Here is a 20035-nt window from a genome sequence, read left to right on the forward strand (position 1 = left end):
CATGGCGCGACTGCTCATCGTGGAGGACAACCAGGAACTCGCCTCCCTCATCGCCACGGTCGCGGAGACCCGAGGCCATGAGGCGCTCACCGTCTTCACGGGTGAGTCCGCGCTGGAGGCCCTGGGCCCCCACTCGCGCTTCGACGCGGCGCTGGTGGACCTGCTGCTGCCGGACATCCGAGGCAGCGAGGTGCTGGGAGCCCTGCGCGCGCACGGCATCCCCGCCATCGCCGTCAGCGGTGTCTACAAGGGCGACCGCTTCGCCCAGGAGGCCACGCAGATCCACGGCGCCTGCGCCTTCTTCGAGAAGCCCTTCGAGCTGGACTCCGTGCTCAACGCGCTGGAGGAGGCCGCCGGCGTGCCGCCCGTGACGCACGGAGAGCTGCTCGACGAGGTGGACCTGCTCGTCCTGGAGGAGCTGGTCCAGGAGCCGTCCGCGGAGAAGGAGCCCGCGCTCGAGTCCGTCCTCTCCCCGTCCGAGCCTGCCGAACCCGCGCCCCCCGAAGAAGCCCCCGGCGTGTCGGAGGCCCTGCCCCTGCCCTTCGCGCAGCGCGACGCGGTGTGGACGGAGGCCGCTCCCGCGCCCGTGCGTCAGCGGCGCCAGCTGCCGGAGTGGTCGCTCGGCGGAGACCTGGCGCACACGTCCGTGCCGCGGCTGCTCAACGCGTATTACGAAGCGCGCCACCACGGCGAGCTGAAGCTGCGCCAGGGCACCGTCCTCAAGGTCGTCTACTTCGAGGCGGGCCGCGTGGTGTACGCCGCCTCCAACCTGGCCCCGGAGCGCTTCGGCCGCTTCTGCCTGCGCAAGGGCGCGCTCACGGAGGCGCAGCTCGCGGAGGCCGCGGGCTACGCGCGCGAGCACTCGCTGCGCACCGGCGACGCCCTGCTCAAGCGCGGCCTGCTCAGTCCCAAGCAGCGCCGCCAGCTGCTGGAGGAGCAGGTGAAGGACATCCTCTGGTCCACCTTCGCGTGGACGGAGGGCGGCTATGGGTTCAGCCCCATGCGGCCGCAGCGCGCGGACCTGGTGCCGCTGTCGCTCTTCCCCGGCGACCTCATCCTGGAGGGCGTCACGCGCACGGAGACGCTGGTGGCGCTGCGCCAGCGCATGGCGCCCGGACGCCGCCTGTTCCCCACGGCGGATCCGCCCTACGGCCTGCACGAGCTGAAGCTGGCGGGGCCCCAGGCGATGCTGCTCGCGTTCGCGGACGGCACGAAGACGGTGGAGGACCTGCTCGCCCTCACGGACCTGTCCGAGCGCGAGGCCCTGGCCACCCTGCGTGGCCTGGAGCTGTCCGGCGTGCTGGAGGAGCGGCAGCAGACGCCCAACCGCCGCCAGCGCATCAGCTTCGGGCTCTGACGCCCCGCCGGCGCCGCGCGGCCCAGGCCAGCGCGCCCAGCCCGAACGCCGTCACGCCCGAGCCCCCACCGGAGCACCCGCATCCCGACGTGGAGGGAGGCGGCGGCTCCGCCCGCGACACGACGACCTCGCGCAGCGTCGCCGTGCCAGAGTAGTTCGGCGGAGCCAGGAGCGCCGTGCGCACCACGTACGTGAGCGTCGCGGTCGCGCCCGCGGGCAGCGGCACCGGATCCACCGCGAAGTGCTGCCCGGACACATCCACCGGCGTCACCGGCTGGCCATTCAACGTCACGCTCTGGGGCACCACCTGCGCACCGGTGACGGTCTCCCGGTAGTGGATGGAGTTCACGTCGCAGGCGGTGTTGTTGCGCAGCGTCACCGTGACGCCCACCTGGCTGGAGTTGATGCCCTCCCCCGTCTCCGTGCGCCGCTCCACCGTCACGAAGGGCCGCGCGCCAATGCGCACCGCGTGCTCGCGCGCCGCCCCGCTCGCGCCTTCGCCCTCGGCCGACACGTTCAGGGTGACGAGCTCGCCCACCAGGGACTCCAGCTGCGTGTCCACCGTGGCCAGCGACACCGAGTCACCCTGGGCGACGAGCGCCGCCATCTCCGGCCCTCCGGAAGGGTTCCACTTCAGGTTCACCGCCGAGCAGGCCCCTTCCGGAATCGTCTGGCGCAGCGTGCCCCGGGCGCCCTCGCCGCAGGTGGCGATGAGCTCACCGCTCAGCTCGCCCAGCACCACCTCGCGCGCCTGGCGGGGGAAGTCCGTCGTCGCCTCCGGTGCCATGACGGTGCCCTCGTGCACGCGCGCGCGCACGGTGTAGTTGGCGCTGCCGCACATGGGGGGCAGGTCCAGCGCGAAGTCGCCTCCGCCTCCGGTGGCCGTCCACGTGTCGAACACCTTGCTGGGGTCGGCCGGGTCCTCCAGCGTCACCACCGTGGTGAGGGGACGCATGCCCGTGCAGTTGAGCGGCGGATCCGTCTTCACGTGGCCGCGCAGCATGCGCTCCTCCGAGGGGTCCAGCTCCACCAGGGTCCTCACCGATTCCAGGGGCACCCAGCGCGGCTTCACCGAGACCTCCACGTCGGAGGAGGGGCTGTCGAGGACGAAGCCGTCCACGGTGATGCGGTTGAAGGCGCGCAGCTTCAGCTTCAGGGTGTCCACGCACGTCGCCCCGGCGAGCAGCACGGAGTGGCCCTCGGTGGGGTCCTGGCCCACGGGACGCCGGTCGTTCCCCTGGAGGGCCGTCACCGTCGCGCCCGAGGGATTATCCAGGACCGACCAGAACGTCGACACCGGCGGCAGTCCTGGCGTTCCAGGAGAACCTCCGCACAGGTGGGTCGCCTGGGGAATCAAAGCCGCGCCGGAGAAGACGTCACGCGAGGGGCTGGTGAACGGGGCCTCGGGAGGGCCCCACGGGTGGATCCGCACCGGGACCTTCGTGGGATCCGAGGTCAGCGCGCCGTCGTTCGCGCGCGCCTCGTAGTCGAAGGAGGTCGTGCCCGGTTTGCAGCGGTCCGCCAGGGTTGAAGGGGGCGTGAACGTGGCCACGCCGGCCTTCACGTCGAGCTTGGGTGCCCCGGGGGGCTCCGTCCAGGTGTACCTGACGGGCTCGCAGCCGGTGACACCTCGCGTGGCGGTGAAGGTGCCGGAGGGCCCTCCCATGAAGAAGTCGTTGCCCTCCACCTCCACCTGGGGCGCGCCAGGCTTGATGGAGTGGTTCAGTACCAGCGCCATCGTCTTCAGCGTGTCGTGCGCGCGCAGGCCGTCAGAGGCCACCACGTCCAGGGATGACGTCTCGGACGCACAGATGCCCACGGGCGCGGTGAGCCTCAGCTTGAGTCCGCTGTCCTCGCGCGAGTCGAGCGGAGCCTGAGCAACGGTGATCCGACTGCCCGGCGCACGCACCGTAGCTGACAGCCGCACCGCGTCCCCGTCCGGGTCGCGCAGCTTGAGCTCCACGTCCTTTGTCTCGCCCTCGTTCACGCTGAGGGTGGAGGGCAGGTCGCTCACGTTGGGAGGGTTCGCGTTCCGGTAGATGAGGATGTTCTGCGCGGGCCCGTCGAGGATGGCCACGCAGTAGGACGCGTCCGCGCAGGCCATCCGCAACGCGGGATGGGGGATGCTTGCGGGCGAGTTCGTACTCTGCCGCCAGAGCGTGCCCGGGAGTGCAGGCGGAACCGTTGGCTCCGCGCTGTATGCCACCACCTTGCCGTCTGATTTCTGCTTGAGGAGCAGCAGCCCGAAGCCCGTCCCAGCGACGGAGCCGCTCGTCACATCAAGCGCGAGCGCGTCGACCGAACCCGGCGCCAGCGGGATGGGCTCGAACGGATAGGCGGATCCGCCCAGCGTGCCTCGGAACAGGCCCGAGTCGTTGCCGAAGAACGCGAGCGGCTGCTCCGGCGTGGAGCCCGGCAGAAGGACCACGCTCTGGGCCAGGTTCGGAGCAGAGATGCCTGCGGCGATATAGGACACCGCGCTGGTGCCCCGGTACCAGAGGAAGTTCGCCTTGGCCGTGGATACGGAAAACAGCGCCTGGGGTTGCCCATCCGCCTGAGGGGCCAGCACCGCGAGATGCGGCTGGGCGCTCAGGTCCGGCAGCGGGGGCGGCAGGGTGCCCCACTCGGCCGTTCCCTCTTTCGGGAGGAGCGAGGTCCGGAACTGCGGTGTCTGTAAGGGCCCCTCGGCGGCGACGGCATACCCCACGCCCCCGTCGGCTGTAACGCGTGCGGCCTTTACCGCGTAGTCGCTGCCGTCATTGGGGAATAGGCGCTTGTTGTCATCCGTGGGCGAGCAGCCCCCCTCGCTCTGGAGCGTCCCGTCCAGACGGATGCCCACCACACAGGTAGGTCCGCGCAGGAAGCTGCCCGCCATGCCCACGTTCAGGGTCGTCAAGACGCCATCGCGCGACACGTACAGCTGGCCGTCGGTCGCCACGGCGAAGAAGCCGGGGCGGAAGACGGTCACGTCCCTCGGGGTTCCCGCCTGGGTCCCGATGTGGGTCCACTCCGCGCGAGCCACGCCCGCGCACAACCCCAGCCCCAGGAGGATCCACCCGACTCGCACGTTCGTCATCCCTCTGCCCGGCGACTACCAGGCCACTTCCGCCCGGAGATAGAGGCGATCCGGAGCATCCTCCGATTCGGCCTCCAGACCCAAGCCGCTGAAGCCCAGGACGGTGTACCCCAGGGCTACCCGCAGGCGCTCGTCCAGCCGGTAAGCCACTTCCGGCCGGAGCGCCGTCAGGCCCTGGTCGTCCGCCGCGGACGTGCGCCGGGCGGCCTCCACCGCGACCTCCAGTCCGCCCAGCAGCCGCACCGAGGGCCGCAGCGTGCCCGTCCACACCCAGCGCGAGGACTCGCCCAGGCTGGCGCGTCCGACGTGCAGGCCGGACGCCACGGAGAGCCGATCGCCCAGCCGCACCGCCGGCATCAGCGACACCGTCTGGAGCACCCGGTCTCCGAACGCGAAGCGGGCACCCGGGGACAGCTCGCGCGTGAGGCCGTAGCGGGCCACCACCAGCCACGGGCCAGGCCGCCAGACGAGCGCCGCGAACCCTTGCGCGAACCGGGCCTCCAGCCCCTCCCGGCCCGCGGTGTGCGCGAAGTCCAATCGCCCGGAGGCCGTCACGTCCTTCATCAACTGGCCCTCCGCGGCCAGCGCCAGCACCACCTGGGTGCGGTCCACCGGGCCGGAGGCGCCACGCACGGGAGTGCCCTCCTCGTGGCGCAGCTCCGCGCGCACGTCCGCGCGGAAGCGCTCGCGCAACCACTGCGCGGACACACTGGCCACGTCGCGCGTGAGGTCGCTTTCGATGTCCAGCGGGTTGCGCACGCCACGCTCATAGCGGGCAGCCGCGCTGAAGCCGCTCTGTCCCGCCGCCCACTGGAAGCCCACGGCGCGGGCCCGCCGCATCGCCATGGCGTCGTGCGCGCTCACGTCCTCCACGAACAGGGTGGTGCCGTCCCCCACCTCCGTGCGAGCCCCCGTCACCGCGCGGGCCGCCCCAAAGTCCGGCCCGTCCACGTCCACGGAGTAGCCGCCGTAGTAGGTCTCGCGGCCGCGCCGCGCGCGCGCGTCCAGCCAGGCCTGCGGGCCCAGCTCCGGCCCCCAGCCGCCCTTCACGCCCACGGACGTGTCGTTGTCCAGGTTCACGGCCACGCCCGCGGAGGTGAACGTGTCGTTCATCCGGCCCAGGCCTTCGCCGCGCTCGTGCAGCCGCTGCCGGTGGCCCGCGGACACGGTGAGGCGGGACGTCAGCATGCGGGACACCGATACGCCCAGGGACGTCCGGCCGCCTTCGAGCGCGGCGCCCTGGCCGGGCACCTCCGTGGCACGCAGCCAGCTGTCGCGCAGCTCCAGGCGCACGGTTCCTTCGTGGTGCTCATAGGCCACGGCGGCGCCCAGCGTGCGGGCGCCGAAGGGCGTGTCCTCGAAGGGCAAGCGCGGATCCGCCGAGCGGCGCTCGTCGCCCAGGAGCGTGAGCGCCACCGGACCCACGGGCTGGGTGACACGCAGGGACAGCTGCCGGAAGCGAGCCACGTCCAGGTGCGCGCCATCGGAGAAGCCCTTGGAACGCTCGCGCCACACGGCAGCCACGGCGCCGCCGTGACCAGGCCCCAGGACTCCAGGTCCACTCAGGCGCAGGGTCACCGCGCCGCCGTGGTCGTCCTGCGTGCCCACCGGGCGGAGGAAGGACAGGCCGCCGTCGTCCGACACGCCGAAGACGGAGGGCTCCACCGCGAGGCCCCGGCTGCTCGCGGCCTCCGCGAGGAGCGAGTAGCCCCACAGCTTCGTCTGCCCCCGCCCCGACAGGAGCTGAAACGGCGCACCCAGCCGGCGCTCGCGCACGGCGGCCAGGCCGACGGTGGAGTCGCGCCAGCGCGCCCAGGCCTCGCCGCCCACCGAATCGCGCGGGTCGCCCGTGTGCAGCACGGCGTAGTCCACGACGAGCACCGGCTCCGGCGCCTCGGAGAGCGCGTCCGTGCGCAGGAGCGATGTTCCGATGAGGAACGACAGCGGGCGCGCGAGGAGGATGCGGCCAGCGAGGTAGTCGATGTCGTAGTCGCGGCCCCGGATGAGGTGCTGTTCGCCCAGCGGCAGACCGGTGACGCCGTCGCGCACCTCCACGCGCACCAGCTCGGAGCCCTCCGCCACGGTGCCGCCGCCCAGGTAGTAGAGGCTGCCGCCGGTAGCGCTCAGCTCCTCGTGCGCGGGCGTCGCGGCCAGGCCTCGCGTGGGGTCCACGAGCCCGCCAGCGAACGCGTCCAGCCCCACGCTCACGGGACCCAGCTGTTCGCGCAACTCCGCGTAGGGACCGAAGAGGGGGCGGTGGTAGCGGCCCACCTCGCGGTCCTGCATGAGCGCGCGGTAGGTGCCGAAGCCCGCGCGGCCGTACTGCTCGTGGCGCGCTTCCAGGCGCAGGCGCCCTTCCGCGGGGTTGGGCGTGAGGGACACGGAATTGTCGCCCCACTCCGCCGGCGCGAGGTCGGGGTCGGGCCAGCGGTCGAAGCGCTCGGGCCTGCGGGGACGCAGCCAGTCCACGAGCGGCGCGTCGTCCAACTGGCGCAGGTCGGTGTCGGTCAGGTCCAGCTCGCCCACCACCTGCACGGGTCCCAGCTGGGCCTCACCGTGGAGGGCACCGCGGCCCCGCAGCCGGAAGCCCCCGCCGGCCGGCGCGAGGCTGGCCTCCACGTCGAGCAGGCCCACGACAAAGGGCTGGGCGCGCGCTTCGACGGTCACGGACACGGCGCTCCAGCGCTGCTGTGGAGGAGCCATCGAGATGGGGATGGTGTTGCGTCCCGGCACGAGCCGCACGGGCAGGCGGACCTCGCCTTCAGGGCCCGCGACGAGTTGGGTGTCAGGCGTCCTCACCTGGGTGCCGGGGACCACCTCCAGACGCAGGTAGGTGTCTCCCGTGGGCAGGGGCACGTCCGGGGACAGCCCGCGCACGGCGCCCAGGCGCACCTTCTCGTGAGGGATGACGATCCAGCCGTGCTCACCACGCCGAACCACGTCGAAGGATTGCTGGGCGAACTCCACCGTGCCGCCGGGCGAGGTGGTGGTGATGGCGATGACGTTCGAGCCCGGCGTCAGCAGCACGCTCGCGAGCCACGCGCCGGAGTCCTGCACGGTGGCGTCCACGTCGCCCGCGCGGACCCGGTCTCCGGGAGAGGCCTGGCCGCTGATGAGGAAGCGCAGGTTCCCGTGGTCGGCGGCGCGCGCTTCGGGAGGCCGGCCCGGGGCGGAGGTGGGGGCCGCGCGGGGGGGCGTGGGTGGCGGGCGCACGGCGAAGTCCTGGAGGGCGGCGGCGCCCCAGGGCACCTCCACGGTCGCGACGCGGGGGACCACCTGGCTGGACGCCGGCAGGCTGCGCGGATCCACCTTCAGCGCATGGCGGCCGGGGCGCAGGTGCGGGCCGCCGATGAGGTCCGGCACGCGTGAGTCCACGCCGGTGAGGTGGTAGCGGCCGAAGGCATCGGTGCGCACCTCGCGGCCGGTGGCCAGCACCAGGCGCACGTCCGCGAGCCCGGGCTCATCGGGTCCACAGAGCCCATCTGCGTCCACGTCCACGCAGACGCGCCCGGCGATGGTCGACGCCTGCGTCGGCAGGTCCGACGACAGCGACTGCGCGGACACCACGGTCGACAGCAGGAGCAGCGCGAGCAAGAAGCCCGCGGCGGCGCCCGGCACCGAGGCCCTCCGCGACGCCCCAGCCCTCAAGGCCGCACCTCTTCCACCGCCGTCACGCCGGTGCGCACGTCCGCCACGGATACGCTCACGGGGCCCTTCGCGCCGTGCACGGTGAAGCGCGTGAGGCCGTCCTGCACGGACAGCTCACCCCGCTCGCCCTCGGACAGCGCGACGTGCACCGGGCGGTCCTTCAGCACCTGGCCGCTCGGGGCCTCCACCCAGCACGTCACCCGGGCGCCCTCCACGCGGACCCGCACGTTGACCGGCAGCCGCGGCGCCAGTTTCACCGGCGCATCGATGCGCGCGGGCACCAGCGGCTCGGACCCCGGGAACACCGGCCCCTGGGGGCCCAGCACGTGCACCGTGACGTCGAGCCCCGGCCACACGGCGTGCGACACGCGCACCTTGCCAGGCGCCATCCCACCCACGAACACCGTCCCGTCCTCCCCCGTCGTCCGCGTCAGGCCGTTCATGAGCAGCGGCTGCCGGGGCACCGGCCAGCCGGCCAGGTCCACCACGCCCGCGACGAGCCCCGTGCCCTGCCGCCACACCGCGAGCCGCGCGGGCTCCGTCCCGAGCGGACCGTACGCGCGCACCATCACGTCCGTGCTCACCTGGTACGCGTTCTCCGGCGCGGTCCACGGGACAGTAAACGTCCCCGGCGGAGACTCCACCGCCGGCCCCACGCTCCCCTCGGCCGAGATCACCACCACCTTCGCCTCCGGCCGGGGCTGCCCGGCCGCGTCCCGCGCCGTCACCACCACCCGCGCCACCGAACCCGCGTGCACCATCGGCTCGGACAGCGACACCGTCACGTCGCGCACCGCGCCCTGCACCAACTGCATCGGCAGCGACTCGCGCGACCCCGGGCCCCGCTGAGGCCATGCCGCCTCGATGCGCTCATCCGCCGCGAGCGTGCGCGGCGCCGTGTAGCGCCACTCGAGCATGCCGTTCGTGTCGCGAACGGGCCCGTCCAGCCGGCCGTACTTCGCCTTCACCGTGACGCGCGCATCCGCGACGGGCTGCCCCTTCGGATCGCTGGTCGCGCACAAGAGCCGGGCCTGGGACACGCCGTCCGCGGGCAGCCGCTGCGGATTGAGCACGCACGCCAGTCCATCCGTGGGCGGCAATTGGAGGTCGATGGCGATGCGCTCCACGTGGCCCGACAGGTCCTTCACCTCGCCCTGGGCCTGCGGATAGCCGGGAGGCACCACCAGCGGCAGCACGAAGTGCCCTTGCGCGTCCACCGGCACGGGCCCGAAGCGCGTCCCCGCCACCTCCAGCGACACCTGGCCTCCGGGTTCGCTCTTGCCGGGCAGGTTCACCGACGACGCCAGCGGCACCAGCAGCCGCCCGTACGCGCCATGCACCGACTGGGGATGCGGCCACGCGGACAGCGCCACCAGGATGGCCGCCTCGGGCAGGCGCGTTGGAGGCAGCACGTAGCGAGCGGTGTACGTACCCGGCCCCGTGTGCTTGAGCCCCTCCAACTGACCGGTGCTCGCGCGCAGCACCGGCGGCGCGCCGCTGTCATCCGGCGTCCCATCCGCACGCAGCCGCTTCACAGTGAGCGTCGCCTCCATGTCGCGCCCCTTCACCGGCAGCGCGGGCTCCAGCGACAGCTCCATGTGGCTCGCGGGCGGCCCCACGTCGTAGCGGGCCTGGGCCTCCTCGCCGTCGCCCTTCACGCGCACCACCACCTCGCGCGCCTGGGCCTTCGGGACCACGACGTAGGTGCGCAGCGATGGAGCGTCCGGTCCGGGCTTGAGCGCCGCGCCCTCCGCCGTCACGGAGGACGGGGTGAACGCCACCGGTTGGCCCCCGGCGTCCCGGCGCACCACCGCGACCGTGAAGCCCTCCGGAGGCACGGGCACGTCCGGGCCGAGCAGCTCCAGCGAAGCCGCCCAGACCGGGGCACAAAACAAGACCATCGCGGAGAGGAGGAGACGTTCCAGGGCTTCCCGACTCTACAAGGCCCTCTGCCGGGACTGCACCACTTTGGTGCCGCTGGCCGTACGAAGGGGCGCTCCGTCGTCCCCGCGTACACTTCCGTCAAACCACTCCACCCACCAGGTGGGTGCCTCCGCGAAGAACCCGAGGGCCGACCCGGTGGATCAGGGAGGATCCCAGATCCCTCCGGCGTCGACCTCGATTTTCCCCGACCTCTTCCTCGGCTGCGGCGTCGACGGCGGTGGCGGGGCTTCGAAGGTCAGGTCCTGCTGTTCGGTCTGGCGCGCACCGCCCACGTTCACGGCGGTCACCTGAACGGGGTTGGGGCCGTCCTTGAGCGAGACGCTGAGCGTGAACTTCCCGTCCTCGTCGGTGGCCACGTTGGCGCCGTCCACCGTCACCCGGTTGCCCGGATCCGTGTGGCCGACAACGGTGACCTCGCGGTTGCGCTGCGTGCCCGTGGGCCACTCCATCTTCACGAACACGGAGCTGGGGATGGGGGCTGGCTCGGTGGGGGCCTGCCCGGGGCGGACGATGGACCGCTGACCAGCGCGCACGATGACGTACTTGCCTTCCTTGCCGGTCAGCTTCACGTCGCCCTCGCGGGTACCCACGCTCACGGTGCCCTTGCCGTTGTTGCTCATGGTGAAGGTACCCTGAGCGGTGCTGGCCTCCGCGTCGGCGCCCTTCGCCTTCAGGATGAAGGTGTGGCGGACATTGGAACGGCCCCGCACGGTGGCGGTGGCCAGACCGCTGCTCAGCATCACCTTCGACAGCTCGTTCGAGATCTCCTCCACGGAGATCTCCGTCTCCGCCTCCATGCGCAGCTCCACGGCCTCACCGTTCAGCACCACGGCCCAGGACCCACGCCCGGTGCGCACCACGTCCGTGGGCCGCAGCGGCATGTCCTTGCGCGCGGGTTCCCACGGTCCGTCGCCGTGCTTCACGTCCACGGTGCCGTCGAAGGAGCTCAGCACCAGCTCCACGGCCTTCTTCGCCTCCGCCTCCGTGACGAGGGGGCGCTTGGGAGCGGACGGCGGCAGCGGCGCGGGAGGCTCGCGCAGGAAGACGAACCAGCCCACCGGCAGCGCGGCCAGGATGAGCACGAGCCCGATGAGGAACGGCGCCTGTTGCCTGCGAGATGGGGGAGCAGCCATGCGAGGGACCTAGCTACCACACGCGGCGGGCTTCATGCCCGGGGCAGCACCACGGTGAACCGGGCCCCCTGCCCTTCTTCCGAGCGGACCTCCAGCGTCCCCCCGGCCTCCGTGACGATGCGCCACGCGACGCTCAGTCCCAGGCCCACATTGGACCAGATGTCCTTGGTGGTGAAGAAGGGCTCGAAGATGCGCGGCCGGATGTTCTCCGCGATGCCCCTGCCGGTGTCCTCCACCTCCAGGATACACATCCCGTCGCGCTCGCCAGTACGCAGGGTGAGGCGCTTCACCGGCGTCTTCAGCATCGCGGTGCGCGCATTGGACAAGAGCGCCAGCACCACCTGCGACAGGTGACCGGGGTCCGCCTTCACACGAGGCACCGCCGCGCTCAGCTCCGTCACCAGCTCGACGCCCTCTCCGCGCGTCTGGTTCTCCGTGAGGCTCAGCGCGTCGCGAACCACCGCGTTCAGGTCAATGGGCCGCAGGTCCGGGCGCTCGCGCTGCTGGGAGAAGCGCAGCAGGTTCTGGGTGATGTCCTTGCAGCGCTTGGCGCTCTGCTCGATCTTGCGCAGCGTTTCGAAGTCCACGTCATCCGCCCCGCGGTCCAGGAGCAGCAGCTGCACGTTGCCCAGGATGCCGGCCAGCGGGTTGTTGATTTCGTGCGCCACGCCCGCGCCCAGCTGGCCCACCGCCGCCAGCTTCTGCGCCTCCACCAGTTGCAGCTGCGCCGCGCGCAGGTCGGCCGTGGCCTCCTCCACCCGGACGCGCAAATCGTCGTTCCAGCTCATCAGCCGCGCGCGAGACGCCTCCAGCTCCTCGCCCATGCGGTTGAAGGTGGACGCAAGCTCGCTCAACTCGTCCTGGCCCTCCACGCGCAGGCGGCGCTCCAGCTCTCCGCGGCCATAGGCCTCCGCGCCCTGCACCACGTCCGCGAGCCGCCGGTCCAGCCGCCGGGTGAAGAGAGCGCCCAGCGCCAGGAGCACCACCAGCGCACCCGCCACGGACGCGAGCACCGTGGTGCGCAGCTCCCGCACGGGCGTCAGCGCCAGGGCCTCGTCCTCCGTCACGACGATGCCCATCTCCAGCGTGTTCACCCACGCCACGCTCACCCGGCGCGCGGGGTCCTTCAGCTGGAAGCTGCGCCCGCCTTCCGCGCCCAGGGCGGACTTCAGCGCCTCGCGCAGCTCCGGCTCCAGTGCCTCCATGCGCCGCGCGGCCTGGGAGCTGGCCACGACGCGCCCCTCGGAGTCCACCACGTCCAGGAGCTGCCCGTCACTCGCGCGCCGAGCGAGCAGCGCCTCCAGCTGCGTGAAGACGAGCTCCGCGATGGCGTACGGCGCATCCTCCGAAGCGCCCAGCTTCACCGCCACCGCCACGGCGGCCACGCCCGAGCCCGCGTGCACGTACGCGCTGCCCAGCGCCGCCTGGCCCTTGCCTCCGTCCCGGAAGTTCTCCACCGGCACCGCGTGCGCCAGCTGACGGACGCGCGCGGCGTCGAAGGCGGGATGGCGTTCGAGCGGCTCCGCGCTCCGGAACACGGCGGGCCCCAGGGGCTGCCCGTTCGCGTCCGCCTGGATGACCGCGCTCACCGAGGTGGACTGCCCATACAGGAGCATCAGCATGCCGCGCACCTCTTCGGGCGTGGCGCGCTCCCAGGGCAGGAGCTCCGCGGAGCGGGCGAGGCCGTTGACGACCTCCATCAGGCTCGCCTCCACGGCCTCGGCGGTGGCGGTCGCGAGCGCGCGCTGCTGCTCATCGATGCGCTGGGCCAGCGCGTGCTCCGAGCGCGACAACAGCAGGAAGCCGACGATGGCCAGGGGCAGCACCGTCGCGGCGAGCATGAAGAGGACGAGCTGCTGGTAGAGCCTCATCCAGTGACTGACCGGACCACGCGCTCCAAGTCACTGCGCAGGAAGACGGAGCCGGGGATCGCCTTGGCCCGCTTCTTCATGTCCGCGGCCCGGCGCGCCAGCTCCGCGTGGTCATGCGCCACGCCGTCCGTCATCACCGCCACCACGGACACGCTCATGATGGGGAACTCGCGCTTCTCCCCGAAGCGGTCCTCCGCTTCGATGTGGCCACGCTCCCGGTCCTGCCGGTCGTAGTAGAGCGGGATGATGCGGTCGAACTGCTCGATTGCCCGCTGGCACACCCGGTCCACGGACTCCACGGAGGTGATGAAGACGAAGTCGTCGCCGGCCACGTGGCCCAGGAAGTCCCCCGGGGCGCCCTCCTGCTGGAAGACCTCCCGCATCAGGTCGCCCGTCTGGCGCACCACGCCGTCCGCCTTCGCGAAGCCGTAGTAGTCGTTGTAGGCCTTGAGGTTGTCCAGGTCCAGGTAGCAGAAGGCGAACGGCTGGCGCGCGCCCAGCCGGCGCTGCACTTCCCGCTCGATGGCGGTGGAGCCGGGCAGCTGCGTGGTGGGCGACGAGGACAGCTCCTGCTCCTTGCGCCGCAGCATGCTCTCCACGCGCGCGCCCAGCTCCAGCGCGTCGAAGGGCTTGGTGATGTAGTCGTCCCCGCCCAGCTTCAGCGCGCGGACCTTGGACGACGTCTCCGTGCGCGCGGAGATGAAGATGACGGAGATGTGGCCGCTGGCGCGCTCGGCCTTGATCTCCTCCAGGAACGCGAACCCGTCGCCGTCCGGCAGCGTGACGTCCAGCAGCACCGCGTCCGGCCTGCGCTCGCGCAGGGAACGCCGGCCCTCCTCCACGCTGTGCGCGACGCCGACCTCGAAGCCCAGACCCTCCAGGACCTCGCGGCAGATGGAGGCGATCTTCGCGTCGTCGTCCACCACCAGCACGCGCCCGTGCTGCGCCCCGGCGCGGCCCCGCGCCAGCGAGTCCACCGTGGCCAGCAGCTTGTCTCCGGCCAGGGGGCGCACGAGGAACGCGTCCGCGCCGGCCCGGAAGGCGCGCTGGCGCTCGTCGAACGCGGAGGTGAGCAAGAGCGGCGCGCGGCGCGTCTCCGGATCATTCCGGAGGATCTCCGCCAGCCGCAGGCCGTCCACGTCCGGCAGCCGCACCGACACCAGCACCACGTCCGGGTGGAGGTTGCGAGCAGCGGACAGGCCCTCCTCCGCGGAGGCCGCCAGGCGCACCCGGTAGCCCCGGGCTCCGAGCAGCGCCTTCATGATGTGGCCCACCTCGGGCTCACCCTCGATGATGAGCACCTTGCCACGCGAGTCCGCGCGGACGGGCTGCGGCGACGGCAGGAGCGTGTCCACGGCCGCCTGGGACAGCACGTCCTGGGGCGGCTCCGTGGGGAGCACGGCGATGAAGCGCACGCCGGTGGTGGACGGCTCGGACCAGATGCGGCCGCCGTGGGCCTCCACGATGTTGCGGCAGATGGGCAGGCCCAGGCCGGTGCCGCGCACGGTGCGGTTCGCCTGGGTGCGGGCCTGCTCGAAGCGGTCGAAGATGCGCTCCAGGCTCTCTTCCGGGATGGGGTCGCCGCTGTTCCAGCAGGAGAGCACCACGTAGCCGGGCAGGCTGGACGTGGCGCGCAGCTCCACGCGCACCTCGCCGCCGTCCGGCGTGAACTTCACCGCGTTGTTGAGCAGGTTGTTGAGCACCTGGTTCACGCGGTTGGGGTCCACCATGGCGCGCAGCGGGTGCTGCGGCAGCAGGGGCACCACGCGGATGTGCTTCTCCGCGAAGGCGGGCCCGTACTTCTCCACCACGCGCTGGACGAGCTCCTCCAGGTAGATGCGCTCGAAGCTCATCTTCAGCCGGCCCTGCGCGTACTTCGACAGGTCCAGCAGGTCATCCACGATGCTGTTGAGCTTCTCCGCGGAGTCCTTGGCCAGCGACAGGTAGCGGTGCTGCCGCTCGTTGATGTCCCCCGCCATCCGGTTGAGCACCAGGTCCAGGGCGCCGGTGATGGAGGTGAGCGGCGTGCGCAGCTCGTGGCTCACCATGGAGACGAAGGTGTCCTTGCGCTCCTCCAGCCGCTTCTGATCAGTGATGTCGCGCAGCACCACGCACACGCCGCGCAGGGTGCCGCGCGCGTCGTTGACGGGCGTCACGGTGGTCTGCACGGTGCGCTCGAAGAGCTTCACGTCCTCGCGCAGCACCTGGTGGCCGCTGTACTCCAGGTTGCGGACCAGCTGGAACGGCTGGAAGCCCAGGCGCTCCTCCAGGAGCCGGTTGGAGGGACCCTGCCCTTCCTCCCCCGCGTGCAGGATGCGGCGGGCCGCGGGGTTCATCACCACGATGTCGTTCTTCTCGTCGGTGAGCACCACGCCGTCCGCCATGGACGCGACCATGCGCTCCATGCGGTGGCGGGCCTCTTCCTCCGCGGAGCGCAGCGACTGGATGGCGTCCGCCGTCTGGTTGGCGAGCACGTCCAGCAAGAGCCCATCGTCCTCCGTGAACGCGTCCGCGCGGTGGGAGAACAGGGACAGCATGCCCACCGGCTTCCCAGCGGCGGTGAGGTTCACCGTGAGCTGGTTGGGGTAGACGACGGGGGACACGGAGTCCTTGGTGGTGGTGCCGGTGACGCGGGTGATGACCCGGTCCTCCGGCAGCGTCAGGCCGCTGCTCTTGCGGTACGCGCCGAGCATGGACTCCTTGACGCCCAGGAGCGCCTCCTCGCCCACGTTGCCCACGCAGCGCAGGCGCAGCGTGGCGCCCCGCTGCCCGTCCGGCGCGATGAGGGCCGCGCCGCAGTCGTACGGCAGCACGCGGGCCACGGCGGTGAGCACGCGGTCGATGATGGCGTCGTAGCTGGCCGGGTCATTCGCGCTGGCGCGGCTGACCTCGTAGAGGACAAAGAGGGCCTCCACCCGCTGGTGCAGCTGGCGGATGAGCTTCTCCTTGTCCTTCTTGAGCTGGGCGAACTCCACCGCGTTCTTCACGGTGATGAGCAGGTCGTTCACGTCCCAGGGCTTGGTGACGTAGCGGTACACCTGGCCCTGGTTGATGGCCGCGATGATGTCCTGCGGGTCCGTGTACGCGGTGAGCAGCAACGTCGTGACGTCGATGCCCTCCGCTCTGGCGGCGTTGACCAGGTCGATGCCGGTCATCTCCGGCATGCGCTGGTCCGTGACGAGCACGTCCACGGACTCGGTCCGCAGGATTTCCAGGGCTGCCTTGCCGTGGGGAGCGGTGAGGACGCGGTAACGTCGCTGGAACATCCGGCTGAGGATGTCCAGGACGTCGGCCTCGTCATCGACGAAGAGCAGCGTGTGGCGGAGGTCGGACACGGCGGCGCCAAGTGTACGCCGAGATCAACGCACCTCCTCAAGCCGCGAGAAGGCCGGGCGGGGGGCAGCACGGCGGGTATGGGTGGGGGTACTGAACAGATTGACTCTACACGTATGTTCAGGGAGCATGGGCCACTGAAATTCTGTTGCCCATCACCGCCAGAGCAGGCGGGCGACCGAGCGAAGGAGTGCGGCCATGGAAGAGCTCACGGAGCGCCAGCGCGAAATCCTGACCTTCATCGTGAAGGAATCGGAAGTCCGAGGCTTCCCCCCGACCATCCGGGAGATTGGGGAGCACATGGACATCCGGTCGACCAACGGGGTGAACGACCACCTGAAGGCCCTGGAGCGCAAGGGCTACCTGACCCGGGGCGAGCAGCAGAGCCGCTCGCTGGTGCCCACCAAGCGGGCGAGGCTGCTGTTGGGCCTGGGGATGAAGAGCCGGGAGTCCGGCATGGTGGAGATTCCCCTCCTGGGCAAGGTGGCGGCGGGTGCGCCGGCGCTGGCGCAGGAGCACATGGAGGACTCGGTCAAGATCGACAGCTTCCTCCTGGGCGGGGTGAACGGCCGTGAGGTCTTCGCGCTCCGCGTCAAGGGCCAGTCGATGATCGACGACGGCATCCACGACGGGGACTACCTCTTCGTGAAGAAGACGCCGTCGGCGCAGCCGGGTGAGATCGTGGTGGCGCTCATCGAGGACGAGGCCACGGTGAAGCGCTACTACCCGGAGCAGGACCGCATCCGCTTCCAGCCGGCGAACGCGACGATGCAGCCCATCTACGTGAACCGCACGGACTTCCGCTCCACCATGATTCTGGGGCAGGTGGTGGGCGTGTACCGGAAGCTGCAGGGCGGCCGGACGTAAGAAGCAGTGACTTTCCGCCCGGGCACGGTGAGCCCGGGCGGGAGGTATCAGCGGACGGGGCAGGCGCCGCAGTCGAGCGCGTGGCCGCAGCCGTCCGGCACGACGGTGCCGCAGGAGCGGCCCAGGGAAGCGCAGGTCGCGGGCGTGCAGCAGGTGTTGTCCGCGGTGCAGGTCTGGCCCTGGGGACACATGCCGCAGTCGATGCGGCCGAACGTGGTGTCCTTGAAGCCGCAGGCGACCTGGATGCTGGCGCAGAGTTCGGGCGCGTGGACTCCGTTCATGGTCCTGCGGCCCCGGACCTTCTCCTTGAGCACTTCCACTGAGAGGTAGGAGGTGACGGGCGCATCGGCGGAGGGGGTCTGGATGTTCACCCCACTGCCCTTGGGACCCAGCTCGCGGGTCTGCGCGTTCTTGAATTCAGCCCCGCGCACGGTCGAGCCTTCCCAGGGAAGGGTCATCCAAAGCCCGACCTCGGTTCCAGGCGGGGGCGCTTCCGTGAGGATCACGGTGGGCCTTGAGCCGGAGGGCCTGGAGATCATCTCCGCGAAGGTGTCCCCCAGCACCAGCGAGGGTGGCATGAGGGCCGTGGGCAGGAAATCCAGCGGGCTCAGGCCCTGGATCTTGATCAACAGTCCTTCGTGGATGGTGACCTCCTCTTGCGTCTCACCGCGGACGACCGTGAAGCCCTGGGTGATGTGCACGCGCTCCACCGACGTCACCGTGCCGAACCCGGAGCTCTGGGAGCGCGGCCAGATTCGGGGAGCAAGAGGAGGTGGCTTCTCGGCGCACGCCAGCGTCAGTCCCAGGACCAGCAGATGGCACCACCGCATCATGGTTCTTCCCCCTCGGCGCTCCGTCACGGCATGACAATCAGACTTTGGTGAACCGTATTCCCGAGGCGCGGATGCGTTCCAGGGCGTGCTTGATGTCCTCGGAGACGATGAGGGCGATGGACCATCCCCACGTCCTGAAGACCTGCACATCGCCGACCTGGGCTGGGTCAATGCGCATTCCGTCGACGTCGCGATACTGGCCTACCCGGTCCGGCCGGCCATCTTGAGGCGCCCACCGGATCACCTCTTCGGAAGCTTCGTCATCGATGCAGCGGATGAGCCGGGTCGCCACAAGGATGAAGTACGGCTCCGCATGTCCCAGGACTGCCACGGGCACAAGTTGGATGTCCTGTGCTGCCCGCTCTGAAAAAACAGCTGCGACCCGAGCGCTCACAACGGGCGTACTGAAGCCCGCAAGGGAGAAGTCGAGGGGCGTTCCCGAATGCTCGATGGGAACGAGCAGCCCTTGTTGAGGAGGAACATGTCGGCCCTCCCTGAACATCCAGGGGTCTTCGACCTCGTTCCCCCTCGCATCCAGGGGGATGCCCAGTTCCCATCTCCCAGGAAGGGTGACGTCATCAAGTAGGCGATAGAAGCGCCGTGGCATGGATGTCTCCGGATTCACTCGCTTCGCATGAGCAGCTTGTGGAGGCCTGAGCCGTGCGTGGTGGCCTCTTGGGCCAACCTCCTGAGCTCAGCGACGAGAGCTTCGCGACACTGTTCGACGCTGCGACACCCGCGCGTCGCCTCTTCCAGCCGGTCGTAGACGCGCTGATGGTAGCGCTGCGGATGAGGACCGCGATGGCCCGGGACCTCGACGACGTTCTCCGGCTCCTTCAGCTCCATTCCTGCCTTCTTGAAGATGCGATGGAAACGGGGTGTCCACGGTCCTCCGCGATGCGTGGAAACGTTGTTCCTCAGGGTCGCGAGGTGGTGCTTCTGGCTCCCACCGCGTGACGACATGGCGACCGCGTTGGGCGCCAGCGCGATGGTGAAACCATCCGCGGTCATGGCCACGGACCGCACGCCACCAATGCCCGCGTACGCGTAGCCAGCCTGCGCTTCCACCGCGAGCGCTGCCTGCGCGGAGCCCGGGAGCACCGGCGTTTTCGCCGCCAGCCCCACCGTGTTGCCCACCGCCGCCGTGGCCAGCATCACGAAGACCCGCGCGGCGTTCTTCCCCAGCACCTTCCCGTAGCCCTCCCCTGCTTCGCGCAAATCCTCGAACGTCAGCGCGCGGTCCGCCTGCTTCACCAGCGTCAACCACCCGTTCAGCAGTCCCCACACCGTGTCCACGCCCAGATACGCGATGGCCGTCGCGGTCATCAGCGCCGCGATGCCTTTCGACACGGGCTCCGGGAAACCCATCTCAGCGCACCCCATCCAAGCAGCCGTCGTCGCAGGATTCGGTGATCATCACCCACCCGCTCCATCCATTCGTGGGCCGGACGCTTCCGCTGCTGCAGCACCTGCGGTACCTCGGTCGCGCCTGCGTCGTCCTCCGCTTTCCTGACGGGCACGCCGCGAAAGTGCCTGTGGACTGGACGGACCTGCGGCCGTGGCCCCCACCGCTCAAATTCCGTGGGAAGTGTCCGAAGCTGCACCCCGAATCGCTCCGGGAGCTGAGTGTCTGGATGGAGGAGTTGGGCCAGAGGTCCACCTCGCATGGCCAGCAAGTCAGGGCGTCGGAAAAGAAGCTCCGGCCAGCCGCCGACGCCGGGCGCGCTCTACACGGCGCTGCCCGAGGCGCTGCGGCTCGAACTGCTGGGCGTGCTGGCCGACGTACTGCTGAAAGCCGTGGCCGAGTCCCGCGAGGCAAGCGATGAATTCCAAGGTTCGACCCGAGCACCTGGCTCGCCCCGTTCGGGTGTACATCCGCCAGTCCACCCTCATGCAGGTCCACGAGCACCGGGAGTCGACCGAGCGCCAGTACGCCCTGGTCGAGCTGGCGAAGAAACTCGGGTGGGACGCCG

Annotated in this window: 11 protein-coding genes and 1 pseudogene; 3 read left to right on the plus strand and 9 right to left on the minus strand. The window is 70.9% G+C overall.

The features are described 5' to 3' along the window. Position 1: 1 nt before the first annotated feature. The gene (locus D7X30_RS27140; RefSeq protein WP_120565874.1) at positions 2–1357 is read left to right on the plus strand and encodes a DUF4388 domain-containing protein; all 1356 of its coding nucleotides are present in this window, start codon (positions 2–4) and stop codon (positions 1355–1357) included. On the opposite strand, the gene D7X30_RS27145 is transcribed toward D7X30_RS27140, so the two are convergent. The 6 genes from D7X30_RS27145 to D7X30_RS27170 all read right to left on the minus strand — a co-directional run bounded on the left by D7X30_RS27145 (position 1341) and on the right by D7X30_RS27170 (position 16364). Next, the gene (locus D7X30_RS27145; protein WP_147443332.1) at positions 1341–4424 is read right to left on the minus strand and encodes a hypothetical protein; all 3084 of its coding nucleotides are present in this window, start codon (positions 4422–4424) and stop codon (positions 1341–1343) included. The genes D7X30_RS27140 and D7X30_RS27145 overlap by 17 nt on opposite strands. A gap of 24 nt (positions 4425–4448) precedes the next feature. After that, positions 4449–8051, minus strand: coding sequence for a flagellar motor protein (locus D7X30_RS27150; RefSeq protein ID WP_120565876.1), 3603 nt, complete (start codon positions 8049–8051; stop codon positions 4449–4451). A gap of 26 nt (positions 8052–8077) precedes the next feature. Beyond that, entirely contained in the window at positions 8078–9982 is a 1905-nt protein-coding gene (locus tag D7X30_RS27155; RefSeq protein WP_120565877.1) for a hypothetical protein, read from the minus strand. Between the two features lie 183 nt (positions 9983–10165). Beyond that, a complete protein-coding gene (locus D7X30_RS27160; RefSeq protein WP_120565878.1) occupies positions 10166–11158 on the minus strand; it encodes a FecR domain-containing protein in 993 nt (330 codons plus the stop codon). A 32-nt stretch (positions 11159–11190) separates the two neighbouring features. Beyond that, positions 11191–13029, minus strand: a complete 1839-nt coding sequence (locus tag D7X30_RS27165) for a sensor histidine kinase (protein WP_120565879.1) — start codon at positions 13027–13029, stop codon at positions 11191–11193. Then, on the minus strand, positions 13026–16364 hold the full coding sequence (locus tag D7X30_RS27170; RefSeq protein WP_120565880.1) for a response regulator: 3339 nt from the start codon (positions 16362–16364) through the stop codon (positions 13026–13028). Before D7X30_RS27170 ends, D7X30_RS27165 begins: the two co-directional genes overlap by 4 nt. A 196-nt stretch (positions 16365–16560) precedes the next feature. On the opposite strand from D7X30_RS27170, the gene lexA reads away from it, so the two are divergent. Beyond that, the gene (gene lexA, locus D7X30_RS27175; RefSeq protein ID WP_120565881.1) at positions 16561–17229 is read left to right on the plus strand and encodes a transcriptional repressor LexA; all 669 of its coding nucleotides are present in this window, start codon (positions 16561–16563) and stop codon (positions 17227–17229) included. A gap of 47 nt (positions 17230–17276) precedes the next feature. Here lexA and D7X30_RS27180 read toward each other — a convergent pair whose 3' ends face one another. The 3 genes and pseudogenes from D7X30_RS27180 to D7X30_RS27190 all read right to left on the minus strand — a co-directional run. After that, the gene (locus D7X30_RS27180; RefSeq protein WP_120565882.1) at positions 17277–18062 is read right to left on the minus strand and encodes a hypothetical protein; all 786 of its coding nucleotides are present in this window, start codon (positions 18060–18062) and stop codon (positions 17277–17279) included. Positions 18063–18099: 37 nt separating this feature from the next. After that, a complete protein-coding gene (locus D7X30_RS27185; RefSeq protein WP_120565883.1) occupies positions 18100–18669 on the minus strand; it encodes an imm11 family protein in 570 nt (189 codons plus the stop codon). Between the two features lie 14 nt (positions 18670–18683). Then, positions 18684–19421 (minus strand): annotated as a pseudogene (locus tag D7X30_RS27190) (AHH domain-containing protein); the annotation flags it as partial. 50 nt (positions 19422–19471) lie between these two features. Between D7X30_RS27190 and D7X30_RS43850 the strand changes: the two are divergent. After that, entirely contained in the window at positions 19472–19888 is a 417-nt protein-coding gene (locus D7X30_RS43850) for a DUF5372 family protein (RefSeq protein WP_158619404.1), read from the plus strand. Positions 19889–20035 lie beyond the last annotated feature (147 nt).

Source organism: Corallococcus sp. AB011P (assembly GCF_003611605.1).
GTDB classification, from domain to species: domain Bacteria; phylum Myxococcota; class Myxococcia; order Myxococcales; family Myxococcaceae; genus Corallococcus; species Corallococcus coralloides.